Origin of the sequence: Rhodobaculum claviforme (assembly GCF_016653255.1) — a bacterium.
Taxonomy (GTDB): Bacteria; Pseudomonadota; Alphaproteobacteria; order Rhodobacterales; family Rhodobacteraceae; genus Rhodobaculum; species Rhodobaculum claviforme.
The window spans coordinates 1-15,182 of the sequence record NZ_NHSD01000132.1; the positions used below are offsets into that span (position 1 = coordinate 1).

The window sequence follows — 15,182 nt, forward strand, 5'->3', positions numbered from 1 at the left end:
TTGCCATGTCGGGGCCGCTGGCGGGGCCGATGACTGGGGCTGCGCGCGCCCCTCGGCACCCGATGCGGATGCCGGGGGGCGCCATTGCCCCCGTGACGGTGGGCGGCGTGGTCAACGCCGGTGTCCTGCCCGATCTTGGGCTGTGGCGCGGCCCCACTGTGTTGCAGGCCCCGCTGATCGTGAGGGCACATGCGCATATCCTGCGTCCCGTTGGCCGAGGGAAAGGAGACCGCCATGACCCGTCGCCTCTTGCGCGTCAGCGCCTGGAGCCTTGTCGTGCTGGCAGTCATCGCCCTCGCGGGGGTCGCGTGGCTGCGCCAGAGCCCCTACTGGCCCGGCATCACGCTGTTTTCCGAAAGCAGCCGGGTCGAGAACTTCCGCAACATGGACCGTGTCTTTCCGTCCCGGCCGATCGCCAGCGCCGGTCCGGTGTGGGCGTTTGCCCGCGACCCGCGCCCGCTTCCGGCCACCTATGCCTTCGCGGGGCAGGAGCGCGACCTTGCGGCGTTTCTCGATCGCACCGAAACCACCGGCCTTCTGGTGGTCCACCGCGGGGCCATCACCCCCGAGGACGACCGGCAGGGCGCAGACGCGGCCGCGCCCCTCACCTCCTGGTCGATGGCGAAATCGGTGATCTCGGCGCTGATCGGCATCGCGCTGGAGGAGGGCCACATCGCCAGCCTGCGCGACCCCATCGCAACCTACGTCCCCGCGCTGGACGGCACCCCCTATGGCGCGGTGCCGATCGAGGACGCGCTGACCATGTCCTCCGGCATCGCCTTCGACGAGGATTACGCCCGCGCCACCTCGGACATCAACATGCTGTTCATTCGCACCATGGCCATGGGCCAGTCGCAGGTCGACCTGCTGGCGGGGCTGCCATCCGCCCGCCCGCCGGGCACGTTCAACGCCTATATCAGTTCCGACACCATGGCGCTGGGGCTGGTGCTGGAGGCGGCGACGGGGATGCCCGTGGCCCGTTACCTCGCGACCCGACTGTGGGGGCCCATGGGCACCGAGGCCGACGCATCCTGGAGCACCGACCGCCGGGGCCAGGAATTCGCCCTGTGCTGCCTGAACGCGACCTTGCGGGATTACGCCCGTTTCGGGCGGCTGTATCTGGAGGGTGGCGCGCGGGAGGGGCGGCAGATCGTCCCCGCGGACTGGGTCAGGGCCTCGGTCAACCCGCAGGCCCCGCATCTGCAACCGGGGCCGAACCCCGCCTCTGGCTGGACCTTCGGTTATGGCTATAACTGGTGGATCCCCGAGGACCCGCAGGGGGATTTCCTTGCCATCGGCGTCTGGGGTCAGTTCATCCATGTCGACCCCGCGCGCGACGTCGTCATCGTCAAGACCAGCGCCGATCCGGCGTTCGACGACAACGACCCCGAAACCGTCGCGGCCTTTCGCGCCATTGCCCGGGCCGTCGCCGCCCAGCCCTGACGGGCGCGGCGGCCTCGCTCGGCCCCGAGACGACGCGTCTCCTGCGCACCGCCGCCTTTGCGCGCGCATCACGGTGCCGCCCGCGACGCCCTTGCCCGTGACGCCCTTGCCTGTGACCCGCTTGTCCGTGACCGTGCCGCCCGATGGCGGCGCGATCGACCCCGGCACCCCGTTGCGGTTGCGGGCACATCCCCGGGGCCGGTGTCCGACGGCGGCAGGCGGGCCGCTTGCATCGTCCATCGACGATTGATAGATCGGCCTTCGACGATAAAGGGGGGGGCGCCCATGCTGACCGGGATCACCGTCGACGCCGCCTCGGACGCCGAGGCGATCGCCCGGGTGGCCAAGGCGCTGGCGCATCCGGCGCGGGTGCGGATCATCCGGTTCCTGCTGTCGCGCCCGGGATGCATCGGCGGCGACATCGTGCACGAGGTCGGTCTGGCGCAGTCCACCGTCTCCGAGCATCTGCGCATCCTGAAGGCCTCGGGGCTGGTGGTGGGGGCGATCGAGCGGCCCCGGATCTGCTATTCGCTGGACCCGGCGGTGCTGGCGCCCCTGCGCGTGCTGATCGGGCTGATCGAGGCGCGCGACGAACCCGCCGGCGCACCGTGCTGCGACCCCGCGCTGGGCCGCATGCCCGATCAGACACCCCGATGACCACGATCCCCCTCAACGACCCGCCATGCCGCCGTGCCGAGGCCGTCCGGCGACCCGGCCGCCGCCCGGCCGTGCAGGCAGCATGACCGGGGGGCGCCTGTCCCATCCGCAACCGAAGGAGAAACCGGATGCCGATCTTTGAACGCTACCTCTCGGTCTGGGTCGCGCTGGCCATCGTCGGCGGGCTGGTGCTGGGCCAGATCGCGCCGGGCCTCGTGGGCGGGCTGGCGGGGCTGGAATACGGCTCGGTCAACTTTGTCGTGGCGATCCTGATCTGGTTCATGGTCTATCCGATGATGGTGGCGGTGGACTTCACCTCGCTGTCGCGCGTCCATGAACGTCCCAAGGGGCTGATCATCACATTGGTGGTGAACTGGCTGATCAAGCCGTTCACCATGGCCGCGCTGGGCCTGTTGTTCTTCGAGGTGGTGTTCGCCCCCTTCATCGAGCCGGGGACCGCGGGACAGTACATCGCGGGCATGATCCTGCTGGGCGCGGCCCCCTGCACGGCCATGGTGTTCGTCTGGTCGCAGCTGACGCGGGGCGATCCGAACTACACGCTGGTGCAGGTCTCGCTCAACGATGTGATCATGGTGTTTGCCTATGCGCCCATCGTGGCGTTGCTGCTGGGCGTCACCGACATCACCGTCCCGTGGGAGACGCTGGTCCTCTCGGTCGTCCTTTATGTCGTGGTGCCGCTGGCGGCCGGGGTGCTGACGCGGATGCGCATGACGCGGCGTGCCTCCAGCCCAGCGCGGGGCGCGGCCGCGGTCGCCGCCTTTACCGCGCGCATCAAGCCGCTGTCGATCCTCGGCCTGCTGGCGACGGTGGTGCTGCTTTTCGGCTTCCAGGGCGAGGTGATCCTCGACCGGCCCCTGATCATCGCGATGATCGCGGTACCGCTGTTGATCCAGTCCTACGGAATGTTCGCCGTGGCCTATTGGGCGGCGCGGGCGTGGCGCGTGCCGCATGCGGTGGCGGCCCCCTGCGCGATGATCGGCACGTCGAACTTCTTCGAACTGGCGGTGGCGGTGGCCATCGGTCTGTTCGGCCTCAACTCCATCGCGGCGCTGGTCACGGTCGTGGGCGTCCTGGTGGAGGTGCCGGTGATGCTCAGCCTGGTGTGGTTCGCCAACCGGACCCGCCACTGGTTTCCGGACGGGGAAACCCCGATCCGCCGGGCGCAGCAACGATCCTGACGGCCCCCGCGGCCCGGTTCGGCGGGCCGCCGATGGGGGGCAACGCGAGCGCCTGTCGCCGGGGCGTGCCCGGCGGCCGGCCCCCCGCGGTGCGGCGGGGGGCCGGGCCGTTGTCAGGCCGCGCTGGCGAGGTTGCGCAGCACGTAGTGCAGCACGCCGCCGTTGCGGACGTAGTCGATCTCCACCTCGGTATCGATGCGGCACTTCAGGGTGATCGTCCGGGTGCCGCCGTCGGCCGAGGTGATGGTGCAGGGCAGCTCCGCGCCGGGGCGCAGCTCGCCCGACAGGCCCTCGATGTCGAAGGTCTCGTCGCCGCGCAGGTCCAGCGACCGGCGGGTGTCGCCGCCGGTGAACTCGAACGGGACCACGCCCATGCCCACCAGGTTGGAGCGGTGGATGCGCTCGAAGCTCTCGGCGATGACCGCCTTGACGCCCAGGAGCGAGGTGCCCTTGGCCGCCCAGTCGCGTGACGAGCCGGCGCCGTATTCCTTGCCGCCGATCACCACAAGGTCGGTGCCCTGCGCCTGCCACGCCATCGCCGCGTCGAAGATCGACATCTGCTGGCCGTCCGGGCCGGTGGTGTAGCCCCCCTCGACGCCCGCGAGCATCTCGTTGCGGATGCGGATGTTGGCGAAGGTGCCGCGCATCATCACCTCGTGGTTGCCGCGCCGCGAGCCGTAGGAGTTGAACTCCCGCACCGGCACCTGACGTTCCACCAGATACTTGCCCGCCGGCGTCGTGTCCTTGAACGAGCCCGCGGGGCTGATGTGGTCGGTGGTGACCATGTCGCCCAGGATCGCCAGCACGCGCGCGCCCGTCACGTCCGCGATCGTGCCGGGGGTGGACTTCATCCCCTGGAAATAGGGCGGGTTCTGCACATAGGTCGACGTCGCCGGCCAGTCATAGGTCAGGCTGTCGGTGGTCTCCACGGCCTGCCACTTCTCGTCGCCCTTGAACACGTCGGCATAGCGCGACAGGAACGCCTCGCGGGTGACGGTGGCGTGCACCAGATCGGCGATTTCCTTGTTGGTGGGCCAGATGTCCTTGAGGAACACTGGCTTGCCGTCGCGGTCGGTGCCCAGCGGCTCGGTCGTGAGGTCGATGTTGAAATCACCCGCCAGCGCATAGGCCACCACCAGCGGCGGCGAGGCGAGGTAGTTCGCGCGCACGTCCGGGCTGATCCGCCCCTCGAAGTTGCGGTTGCCCGACAGCACCGACACGCCGATCAGGTCGTTGTCGTGGATCGCCTGGCTGATCTCGGGCGCCAGCGGGCCGGAGTTGCCGATGCAGGTGGTGCAGCCGTAGCCCACGAGGTTGAAGCCGATGGCGTCCAGATCCTCCTGCAGGCCCGCCGCCTCCAGATACTCGCTGACGACCTGGGAGCCGGGCGCGAGCGAGGTCTTGACCCAGGGCTTGCGCGTCAGCCCCAGCGCGCGCGCCTTGCGCGCCACCAGCCCCGCCCCGATCATGACGTAGGGGTTGGAGGTGTTGGTGCACGACGTGATCGAGGCGATCACCACCGAGCCGTCATGCAGCTCATAGTCCTGCCCCGCGACCTGGCCGGACTTGCGCGGGTTGGCCGATGCGTCCGGCGCAGGCGTCGGCCCCTCGCCGGCCATCTCGCGGGCCTCCAGCGTGGTGTCGATGCCGCGATACTCGCATACGACGTTGTGGAAGCCGCGCGCGGCCTGATCCAGCGGGGTGTGGTCCTGCGGGCGCTTGGGGCCCGAGACGGCGGGCACCACCGTGCCCATGTCCAGCTCCAGCGTGTCGGTATAGACCGGGGCGTAATCGGGCCCGCGCCACATGCCCTGCGCCTCGGCATAGGCCTTGACCAGCGCGATGCGGTCCTCGTCGCGGCCCGTCTGCTGCATGTAGCGCAGGGTCTCGTCGTCGATGGGGAAGAAGCCGCAGGTGGCGCCGTATTCAGGCGCCATGTTGGCGATGGTGGCCCGATCCGCGAGCGGCAGATGGTCGAGGCCGTCGCCGTAGAACTCCACGAACTTGCCCACCACGCCCTTGGCGCGCAGCATCTGCACGACCTTGAGCACGAGGTCGGTCGCGGTGGTGCCCTCGACCATCGCGCCGGTCAGGCGGAAGCCGATCACCTCGGGGATGAGCATGGAGACGGGCTGGCCCAGCATCGCAGCCTCGGCCTCGATGCCGCCCACGCCCCAGCCCAGCACCGCGAGCCCGTTGACCATGGTGGTGTGGCTGTCGGTGCCCACCAGCGTGTCGGGATAGGCGACGGTTTCACCCGTCTGGTCGGTGTCGGTCCAGACGGTCTGCGCGAGGTACTCCAGGTTGACCTGGTGGCAGATGCCGGTGCCGGGCGGCACCACGCGGAAGTTGTCGAACGCCTTCTGCCCCCACTTGAGGAAGGTGTAGCGCTCCATGTTGCGCTCGTACTCGCGGTCGACGTTGAGCTGGAAGGCGCGCGGCGTACCGAACTCGTCGATCATCACCGAGTGGTCGATGACCAGATCCACCGGGGTCAGCGGGTTGATCCGGGTCGCATCGCCCCCCAGCGCCACGATCCCGTCGCGCATCGCCGCCAGGTCCACGACCGCCGGAACCCCGGTGAAGTCCTGCATCAGCACGCGGGCGGGGCGGTACGCGATCTCGCGCGTGGACTTGCCGCCGTCGGTGGCCCAGGCGGCAAACGCCCGGATGTCGTCCAGGCTGACGGTGCGGCCACCGTCCTCGAACCGCAGCAGGTTCTCCAGCACCACCTTGAGGGCGGCGGGCAGGCGGGCAAAGTCGCCCAGGCCCGCGGCCTCGGCGGCGGGGATGGAATAATAGGCAACGCCTTGCCCGCCGGCGGACAGGCTGCGGCGGGTGCGGGCGGAATCCTGGCCGGTGACGATGGGCATGCTGGGCCTCCCTCGGGGATCGGTGAACACGGTTGCATGCAGGAATGCAGCAAGGGGGGCAGCCGATCAAGGGGGGTGCGGCAAATTAGTATGCGACAGTGTACCGTTTCTTGCCGACCGGAGCGGTTGACATCCCCGCGTCGGCGCGGGTGATTGGGGGGCGGTCTCGCTAAACCTTGATTGGTGGACGGGCCGTGCAGGACCTAGTTCCGTTGCGTTGCAGGCAGTGTTTCGCCCCGCAGTGTCACCGTCACATGCCCGTCCGAACCAAGTGAGCCCCCAGCCATGCGCAGCCTCCCTTGCCGTCTCCGCTCCGTCCTGTGCGGCGCTGTCGTGCTGTGTGCCGCGGCAATGGCGGCCCCGGCCCCCGCCGCCGCCGAAACCATCGGAGAGCCGGGCGTGGTGGTGGAGCTGTTCACCTCGCAGGGGTGCGTGGCCTGCCCGCCGGCGGATGCGCTGCTGGCGCGGCTGGCAGACCGGCCCGGGGTGATTGCCCTGTCGCTGCATGTGGATATCTGGGATTACCTGGGCTGGGCCGACCGTTTTGCCGATCCCGCCTTCACCCGCCGCCAGAAGGCCTATGCCCGCGCCGAGGGCAGCCGGTCGATCTTCACCCCGCAGATGATCGTGGGCGGGGTGCACCGCATCGTCGGCAGCGCCGGCATGGACCTGGCCGACCGCCTGACGCAGGAGGCGGGCCGCCCGGCGCGCGTCGGGCTGGAGCTGCGGCGCGACGGCGGCATGCTGCACATCGCCGCCACCGCCGAGCCGCCGCTGGAGCGCAGCGTGACCATCGACATGGTCCGCTACACCCCGTCCGCCACGATGATGATCTCGGGCGGCGAGAACGCCGGGCGCGAAGTCACCCACCACAACATCGTCACCCTGTGGGATCAGATCGCCACCTGGGACGGCCAGACGCCGCTTGCGCTGCATGTGCGGCTGGAGGGTGCCGAACCCGCCGTGGTGATCATCCAGGAGGCCGGACCGGGTCGCATCCTCGCCGCCAGCCGCGCCCGCTGAGGGCGCCCTCAGCCGTCGATGTCGGCGCCGCCGTGCGGATCGCGCCAGCGGCGGTGGAACCACAGCCACTGGTCCATGTCGGCGCGCACCATCCGCTCCAGGCTGTCGTTGAGCGCCTGGGTCATCGCCGCCGGATCGCCGTGTTCCAGCGGCGCCTCCAGAACCAGCTCGAAATCCAGCCCGTCACCGACGCGCCGGCCATAGGCGGGCAGGATCAGCGCGTCGTATTTCACCGCCATCTCGGCGGCCGACAGCGCGGTCCAGGCGGGGCGGCCAAAGAAATCCAGCGGCACGCCGTTGCCCATGCGCTGGTCGATCAGCAACCCCACGACCCCGCCCTGGCGCAGGAACCGCACCATCTCGGCCAGGCCGCGGCGGCCGCGCGGAAACACCGGGCCGCTGATGCGGGCGATCTTGTCGGCGTACAGCGCGTTGTAGAAGCGATTCTTGAGCGGCCGGTACAGCCCCCCCACCGCGATGCCCCGCGCCGCCAGCGCCGCGCGCGGGACGTCATAGTTGCCGAAATGCCCCGACACCAGGATCACCGGGCGCCCGGCGGCGTGGGCGGCCTCGACCGCCGCCAGATGTTCGGCCCCGCGCACGGCGGCGGCGGCGGCGGTGGCGCGAAAATCGGGGCCGGAGTGGATCTCCACCAGGGTGCGCACGGCGTTGACCGGCACGCGGCGCTGGATGGCGCGGATGCGGTCCTCCGTCAGGTCGGGGCACACCAGCGCGAGGTTGGCGCGGATGCGCGCGGGGAAATCCGTCAGCGGTGCGAACACCCGCCCGCCGATCCAGCTCAGCCCCCGCACCCGCGTGCGATAGGGCAGCCGCTCGCCCAGCCACAGCAGGCCCCGCACGCCAAGTGCCACGATCCAGTCGCGCGCGGTGCGAAGATGGGGTGTCATGCGGGCAGCCTCGGGTCGTTGGGTTGGCCGTCGATACTGCCCCGTCGACGCAGGGACAAGTCGCGCGCGCCGGGCGGTGTGGCGTCACCGTGTCGTGCGCCCGCGCCGATTTCCCTTGCGCGCGGCGCCGTGTCACCCATCTTTAGGTCGATGATGGCTTCATTCCGGTCCCTGCGCGCCCAGACGCCGCTGCCGTCCCTGCCTGACGATGCGCTGGCGGTGGCGTCCTACAACGTGCACAAATGCATCGGCGCCGACCGCCGGTTCGATCCGGTGCGCACCGCCCGCGTGATTGCGGAACTCGACGCCGACATCGTCGCCCTTCAGGAGGCCGACCGGCGCTTTGGCGACCGCGCCGGGCTTCTCGACCTCGGCGCGCTGCGCGAGGCATCGGGCCTGGTGCCGGTGCCGTTCGATCGGGCGGGGGCGGCGCATGGCTGGCACGGCAACCTGTTGCTGACGCGCAACGCGTGGGTGGAGCGGGTGCGCCCGCTGCGCCTTCCGGGGCTGGAGCCGCGCGGCGCGCTGGTGGTGGATCTGGTGCACCGGGACCGGCCACTGCGGGTGATCGCGACACATCTGGGGCTGTTGCGCGCCTCTCGGCTGTTGCAGTCGCAGGCGCTGGTGGACGCGCTGGGCGTGGGGGACGACGGGCGCAGCACGCTGCTGATGGGCGACCTGAACGAGTGGCGGACGGCCGGGCGCACCTCGCTGGCGCCATTTGCGGGACGCAAGGTGGCGGTGGCGCCGGTGCCCAGCTTTCCGGCGCGCTTTCCGGTGCTGCCGCTGGACCGGATCATGGCCAGCCCCTGTGCGCAGATCCTCCATGTCGGGCGGCACGACAGCACCCTGGCGCGGGTGGCGTCCGACCATCTGCCGGTCAAGGCGTGGCTGCGCCTGCCCGGGGCGGGAAATGCGGGCCGCGCCACGCCGGAGGCGGGCTGATGCGCGCCGCCACCGGGCCGTGCGCGGACCGGCAGCGCCGGGGTGAGGGGCATGCCCGATCGGCCTGTGCAGGCCATGCCCTGTCCATGGGGCTCCTGTCCATGCGGCCCCGTGCCCGGTGGACCCGTGCCGACCGGCGGCGTGCCAGCCGGGGGCGGGACGCCGGCACATGACGCTGCTGGTGTGGTTGGCGGGGCTTGCGGTGGTGTTCGCCGCGGCCTCTTATCTTGCGCTCTATTCCTATGGCCGGTTCGCGCGGCAGGCGCGCGGCGCGTCCTCGTGGGTGCTGCCGCCGGCGCCCGCGGACACCGCGCTCGATCGCGCCACGGCGCCGCTGGAGGCCGCGCACCCCGGGGCCAGCGGGTTGGGTTGCGTGTTCGACAACCGCGCGGCGCTGGCGCTGCGCCTGGCCAGCCTGCGTGCGGCGGGGCGCAGCCTGGACATGGTCAGCTACATCTGGCGCGACGACCTCGGGGGGCAGCTGCTGGCGCTGGAGGTTCTGGCGGCCGCCGACCGGGGTGTCCGGGTGCGGCTGCTGCTCGATGATGTCAACGTGCAGGGGGTCGACCCCAAGTTTCGCGCCCTGAACGGCCATCCGGGGGTGGAGGTGCGCCTCTACAACCCCGTGCGCAACCGCCGCACGGCGGTGCGGCGCGGGATCGAGATGCTGCTGATGGCGGTGCGCTTCAACCGCCGCATGCACGCCAAGCTGTGGATCGCCGACACCCGCGTGGCCATCACCGGGGGGCGCAACATCGGCAACGAGTATTTCGACGTGCCAAGCCCGCGCAAGCGGCGGGTGCGCGACGCCGATCTGGTGCTGGTGGGGCCGCTGGCGCGCGCGGCGGGCGCGCTGTTCGACACCTACTGGAACAGCGACCAGGCGCTGCCGATCGCGGCCTTCTGGCGCGACTATGACGCCGGGCTGGAGCGCTTCCGCGAGCGCCTGGCCGAGACCGCCGCGACGCCCGCCGCCCGCGCGCTGCTGGCCCATGCCACCGGCGCGTCGCCGCTGCCCGAGGGGCTGTGCTGGTCGTCGGGTGCGCGGCTGGTGGCCGATCCGCCCGACAAGGCGATGGGGCGGGGCCGCGAGGACTGGATGCCAGCCGCGCTGGTGCCCGCGATGCAGGGCGCGCGCACGAGGCTGCGCCTGGTGACGCCCTATTTCGTGCCGGGCCAGGAGGGTGCGGCCGAGCTGGTCGCGTTGTCCGCGCGCGGCGTGGCGGTGGAGGTCGTCACCAACGCACTTGCGGTGACCAACCATCTGCTGGTGCATGGCGCCTATCGCCGCTACCGCCGCCCGCTGCTGGCCGCCGGGGTCACGCTGCATGAATTCGCCCCGGCCGAGCGGCGCGGGACCGGACGCGCGCCGATGCTGCATTCCAAGATGTTCACTGTGGACGGCCGGGTCGGCTTCGTCGGCTCGTTCAACTTCGACCTGCGCTCGGCCTGGTTGAACATCGAGGCGGGTGTGCTGTTCGACGACCCCGCGCTGGTGGCCGAGCTGGAGGCCGAGATCGACCGGCTGGGCGCGGCCGAGCGCGCCTATTCCCTGAGCATCGCCGGTCGGCGCCTGTGCTGGACCGACGGGCCCCGCCCCGACCACGCTCCGATCCTGCACGAACCCGACGCGGGCGCCCTGCGCCGGGGCGCATCCTGGGTGATCGGGCATCTGCCGATCCACAAGTACCTGTAGCCGCCCGCCCGGCGGCCGCGCGTCTGCCGTTGCGCACCCCGGCCATTTCCCCATGCCGCCGCCGCACCGATACCGCATCCCCGCCGCCCCCCGCAGGCGCCGTCGGTCGGCCGAAGGCGACCGCGCCCCCTCCCACGGTGCCTGCCACAGCAGGCGCAGAAAGGCCGCCGGGGGATCGTCGCGCTGGCTCGGGCAGGCCCGGCGCAGCTGAAACGGATCGAACCCCTCGCCCAGGTGCCGATCCGTGCTCAGCGCATGGTCAAAGAGCGCGCGGGCCCCGTCGACCGCCGACGCGGTGATGTCGCCCATCGGATAGGCAAACCCGCGCGGCGCCATCCCCAGCAGGTCGGCCAGCCAATCGCGGCTGCCCTGCATCTCGCGCCGTTGATCTGCGGGTGCGGGATGGGCCTTGGCCGTGGCGATCCAGCCCTGCGCAAGGGTGCAGTTGCCGTCTGTGAACTGCACCGGATCGGGCGGGCCATCGGCCTGCAACGCCGCGACGCCTGCATCGCGGCCAGTGCCGCGGTGAACTCCCGCATGGTATCAAGGCGCACGATACAGGCGGCTGCCTCGGCCGCCGCCACGCTCCCATCGGTGAAGCCGGAAGCGACATGAACGACGGCTGCGACGTCCGCGGGGATCGCATCCAGGCAGGCCAGGATGCCTTGCCCCCCTTGTGGCCGCGGACGACGGCGCCGAGGCGCGGGGCGGGCATGTCAGTCGGGCGCAGCCCCCGCGCGGTCACGGTATCCGATTACCCGCGCAGGCACCCCGCCCACCACCGCATTGGGTGGCACCGAGCGGGTCACCACGGCATTGGCCCCCACCACAGCGCCGCGCCCCACCGTGATGTCGCCCACGATCACCGCCCCCGCGCCGATGTCCACGCCGTCCTCGATCCTCGGGCGACCGGCGAGGTTGTCGGTGCGCGCTATCCCAAGGGTCGTATTCTGCCGGATGGTCACATCCGACCCGATGGACCGCGGGACCAGGATCATCCCGCCGAAATGTTCCAGCCGAACGCGTCGGCCCACCGGGGTCGTATAGGGCAGGAAGATGCCGCAGGTCCATTCCACCACCTTCGCCATCGCCCGGTATAGGAGGCTCAGCGGCAGGCGCAGCAGACGGGAGCGCACCGACATCCGCCAGTTGCCGAAGCGGTGCCAGAACAGCGCCCAGAACCCCTGTGACAGCAGGTCACGCCCGTGGGTCTCGAAATCCTCCGCCACGAGCGCACGCAGGCCGATCCCCGCCGGGTTGAGGTTGCGGCGCCCCGTGGGCAGCCCCGTGCGTGGGTCGATATCGGCGGTCATCGCCGTGCCTGCGTCGGTGGCAGCCCCACCAGCGGCCGCAGCACCCGCCGCCACATCGCACCGAACGCCCCCGGCGGGGCCGCGGCCGGGCGCCGCAGCACCGCCGCGATGGGTCGATTCAGGGCCCAGCCCGCGATCCGTGCCAGCGTCATCGCCAGCGCCCCGGACCGTCCGCGGGTCTTTCGAACGTAAAGGCCGAAGCTGTCATACCAGTAATCCGGGCGCGGTGGCAGGGTTCGCTGGCGGCTCTGGACGCCGGTGGCGGCACCCTCGTGGTGGATGACGGCGGCCTCGTCGACCTGCCACACCTCCCAACCGGCGCGGCGGATGCGGAACATCAGTTCCACCTCCTCGTAGTAAAGAAAGAAATCCGGGTCGAAGCTGCCGACCTCCGCCAGCGTGCGCATCCGCAGCATCAGCGCGGCGCCCGACACCCAGTCGACCTGCTGGGTGGGCAGGCCGGGTTCCAGCGCCACCCGCGGGCGGCCGAGCAGTCGGTCCACCGGCCCGAAGGCCACCGCGCCCGAGAACTCGCTCGCAAGACCGGGAAACCTGAACGCCGAGGTAACCGTCCCATCGCCGGGCCGCTCGATCCGCGCTCCGGCGGCTCCGGCCCGCGGGTGATCATCGAGGAACCGCGCAAGGATCGCCAGGGCCTCGTTGTCGAGGCGCGCGTCCGGGTTGAGCAGCAGCACCTTGTCGGGCGGATCCTCGCGCCGCGCAAGGGTCTGGAGCACGACGTTGTTGCCACGCCCGAAGCCGTGGTTGGTCTCCTCCAGGTGCAGGGTCACGGTGCCCGCCCAGCCCCGGGCGACATGGGCCTGCGACAGGATGCGCGCGTCGTCGCCGGGGGAGGCATTGTCAATCACATGCACCTCGACCGGGAGGCCGTCGTGGTGGCGGGCCAGTACGCTGTCCACCGCCTCGATGGTCAGCGGGGCGGTTGCGTAGTTCACGATGATGACCGCCACGGGGGCAACGTGTGCCGATGTCATGGGCAAATTCCGAACAAGGCCGTTGAATGGCCAAGGTTTCTCTACATCCCGCCGGCGATCCGGTCTAGCGCCGGTTGAAGACGCGGCCCGTCCGCAAGGTGCCACTGCACCGCGCCATGCCTTTGGTGTCTCCTTGGCCGGCAGGACGCTGAAACACCCGGTCCTGGAGGGCGGGTGAGGGGCAGGATGCGCCTGTCGGCTGGTGACCCGGGGCGTCGGCATGCGGGGCGCTGAGGCGGTGAGCGGATCGCCGATCACCAGGGTCGACATTGAGGCCCGCCAGCCGCCGCTGCCACGGATCGCGCAGACTGAGGTCTGGAAAATTTTCTGACAGCGGGTCACGCATCCTGGCAGTCCCCCTTGATGCAGGCCTTCCTGTCCAAGGCCCATTTTTCGTTGATCTCGACGCGGGTGGCGCTGACGAGTCGCAGGAGGGAGTCCTCGCTCGGAAAGATCCTGACCTTGTCCGTACGGCGCGATGGGCGGGTTGAACACCAGACTGCATGCGGTGACGGATGCCGGTTGCCCGGTGCTGAAGACGGTCTGGGAAGTGTTCGAGGAGGAGCGGGGAACAGCTGCCTTGCGGCAGCTTCGGCCCCCGCAGGCCCACCGTTCCCGGACGGGGATCGAGAGCGCGATCCTGATACCTGGTGCGCCAGGTCGTGCGCTCGCCGCGGCGCTCGTGTTGCCCGACGCCGATCAGCCCGTCGATATCGGCCTCCATGATCAGCTGAGGGACGGCCTGCTCGTGCTTGGCCAGAAGCTCGGACAGGTCCGTGTGCGTCTTGGCCATCGGGGTCTCCATGTGGTCGGTGATTGAAGTCGCCAAACTCCACCTCGACCATGCACCTCGATGGCCACCCGGGCTCACACCGCCGGTGGCGTTGAAATTACACCAGATTCTTGGACGCGACCGGCGCAGCAACAGCAGCAGGCAGCCTGGCCGATAGACCAAGGTCGCCCGGAAGATAGAGGACTGTCCCCCCCACCAGCCCACCGCGCCCGTGGCGGCGCTTCAGATAGCGTGCCCGCGACCGCAGCCAGTGCGCAGAGAGCCGGGACGGGCGACCACCCGCCCGGTATCCGGTCGCCTGTCCCGCCAGGTGCACGACGCGGCTTTGCGGCACATGCCAGACCTCGTAGCCGGCGTCCCTGATCCGGGCCATCAGGTCGGTCTCCTCGAAATAGAGAAAGAAACCGTCATCCATCGGCCCTACCTGCTCCAGAACCGCGCGCGGCATCATGAAGCTGGCGCCGCTGACCCAGTCCACCCGCTCCTGCCGGGTGCCTGGCGTGATGACCGCCCTTGACGCCGGAACCAGGCGGTCGAGGAGCGAGAAGGACGCGCCCCGGAAGAATTCGCGCCACGGCGCGGGGAAGCGGAAGGCGCAGGAGCGCCGGGATCCGTCGGGATTCTCCAGCCGACTTCCGGCGGCGCCGGCGTCGGGATGTGCCGCGAGGAACCGCGCCAGCTCGCGCACCGCGCCGGGATGGACATAGGTGTCGGGATTCAGAAAGTGGACATGGGTGACGCCGGGGTCCACCAGCACATGGTGTTTCAGGACGAAGTTGTTGCCATACGCGAACCCGCCGTTGCGTCCGATCGCGACGCACCGTGCCCAGTCGTAGCCCTGCGCGTCGATGAACCGCGAGATCGCCTCGACCGAGCCGTCGCCGGACTCCGCGTCGCCGATCCGGACCATCAGGTCCAGACCCGCCGCCCGCTCGTCCGCAAGGCTGCGCAGGCAATCGAGGACCAGCCCCGGCGTCCGGTCGTTCACCATCACGATCGCGACTTTCAACGCTTCGCTCCACTTGCTTGCGGCAGATCCCGGCGGGTCTGGCACGGGCGCGCGATCCACCGGGGTACACTGGCAATGGCGCAATGCTCCGGACAGGGGCCGCACACGCCCCGCAAGCCCCGTGATCCGGCACACCGCACCGGACCCGCGCCGTCACGCGCAGACCTTTGCCGAGCTTGCGGCAAGGTGCAAGGCGTTCCTCCGGTCGGGCGACCGGGGACGGTGCCGGACGGTGCGGGGCCGGTGCGGTGTGCCGGATCACGGGGCTTGCGGGGCGTGTGCGGCCCCTGTCCGGAGCATTGCGCCATTGCCAGTGTACCCCGGTGGA

12 protein-coding genes and 1 pseudogene are annotated in these 15,182 nt (G+C 70.6%); 7 read left to right on the forward strand and 6 right to left on the reverse strand.

The features are described 5' to 3' along the window. The first annotated feature begins 234 nt into the window (after positions 1-234). The 3 genes from CCR87_RS03870 to arsB all read left to right on the forward strand — a co-directional run bounded on the left by CCR87_RS03870 (position 235) and on the right by arsB (position 3,299). Positions 235-1,443, forward strand: coding sequence for a serine hydrolase domain-containing protein (locus CCR87_RS03870; protein ID WP_201156257.1), 1,209 nt, complete (start codon positions 235-237; stop codon positions 1,441-1,443). A gap of 285 nt (positions 1,444-1,728) precedes the next feature. After that, entirely contained in the window at positions 1,729-2,100 is a 372-nt protein-coding gene (locus CCR87_RS03875; protein WP_201156258.1) for an ArsR/SmtB family transcription factor, read from the forward strand. A 128-nt stretch (positions 2,101-2,228) separates the two neighbouring features. Further along, positions 2,229-3,299, forward strand: a complete 1,071-nt coding sequence (gene arsB / locus CCR87_RS03880) for an ACR3 family arsenite efflux transporter (RefSeq protein WP_201156259.1) — start codon at positions 2,229-2,231, stop codon at positions 3,297-3,299. A 113-nt stretch (positions 3,300-3,412) separates the two neighbouring features. Here the strand turns inward: arsB and acnA are convergent, their stop codons facing one another. Continuing rightward, positions 3,413-6,172 carry an aconitate hydratase AcnA gene (gene acnA / locus CCR87_RS03885; protein WP_201156260.1) on the reverse strand — a complete coding sequence of 920 codons (2,760 nt, stop codon included), beginning with the start codon at positions 6,170-6,172 and terminating at the stop codon, positions 3,413-3,415. 351 nt (positions 6,173-6,523) lie between these two features. Between acnA and CCR87_RS03890 the strand changes: the two genes are divergently transcribed. Next, entirely contained in the window at positions 6,524-7,195 is a 672-nt protein-coding gene (locus CCR87_RS03890) for a DUF1223 domain-containing protein (protein ID WP_242511843.1), read from the forward strand. An 8-nt stretch (positions 7,196-7,203) separates the two neighbouring features. On the opposite strand, the gene CCR87_RS03895 is transcribed toward CCR87_RS03890, so the two are convergent. Continuing rightward, a complete protein-coding gene (locus CCR87_RS03895; RefSeq protein WP_201156261.1) occupies positions 7,204-8,103 on the reverse strand; it encodes a lysophospholipid acyltransferase family protein in 900 nt (299 codons plus the stop codon). 150 nt (positions 8,104-8,253) lie between these two features. Between CCR87_RS03895 and CCR87_RS03900 the strand changes: the two genes are divergently transcribed. The 3 genes from CCR87_RS03900 to CCR87_RS03910 all read left to right on the forward strand — a co-directional run bounded on the left by CCR87_RS03900 (position 8,254) and on the right by CCR87_RS03910 (position 11,359). Next, on the forward strand, positions 8,254-9,048 hold the full coding sequence (locus tag CCR87_RS03900; protein ID WP_242511844.1) for an endonuclease/exonuclease/phosphatase family protein: 795 nt from the start codon (positions 8,254-8,256) through the stop codon (positions 9,046-9,048). A gap of 169 nt (positions 9,049-9,217) precedes the next feature. Beyond that, positions 9,218-10,744, forward strand: coding sequence for a phospholipase D-like domain-containing protein (locus CCR87_RS03905; protein ID WP_201156262.1), 1,527 nt, complete (start codon positions 9,218-9,220; stop codon positions 10,742-10,744). Positions 10,745-10,999: 255 nt separating this feature from the next. Continuing rightward, positions 11,000-11,359, forward strand: coding sequence for a hypothetical protein (locus CCR87_RS03910; protein ID WP_201156263.1), 360 nt, complete (start codon positions 11,000-11,002; stop codon positions 11,357-11,359). 101 nt (positions 11,360-11,460) lie between these two features. Here CCR87_RS03910 and CCR87_RS17455 read toward each other — a convergent pair whose 3' ends face one another. The 4 genes and pseudogenes from CCR87_RS17455 to CCR87_RS03930 all read right to left on the reverse strand — a co-directional run bounded on the left by CCR87_RS17455 (position 11,461) and on the right by CCR87_RS03930 (position 14,854). Further along, the gene (locus tag CCR87_RS17455) at positions 11,461-12,057 is read right to left on the reverse strand and encodes a serine O-acetyltransferase (protein WP_274609743.1); all 597 of its coding nucleotides are present in this window, start codon (positions 12,055-12,057) and stop codon (positions 11,461-11,463) included. Further along, a complete protein-coding gene (locus CCR87_RS03920; protein ID WP_201156264.1) occupies positions 12,054-13,052 on the reverse strand; it encodes a glycosyltransferase family 2 protein in 999 nt (332 codons plus the stop codon). Before CCR87_RS03920 ends, CCR87_RS17455 begins: the two co-directional genes overlap by 4 nt. 553 nt (positions 13,053-13,605) lie before the next feature. Next, positions 13,606-13,845 (reverse strand): annotated as a pseudogene (locus CCR87_RS17670) (transposase); the annotation flags it as partial. Between the two features lie 97 nt (positions 13,846-13,942). Beyond that, entirely contained in the window at positions 13,943-14,854 is a 912-nt protein-coding gene (locus CCR87_RS03930) for a glycosyltransferase (RefSeq protein ID WP_201156266.1), read from the reverse strand. Positions 14,855-15,182: the final 328 nt, after the last annotated feature.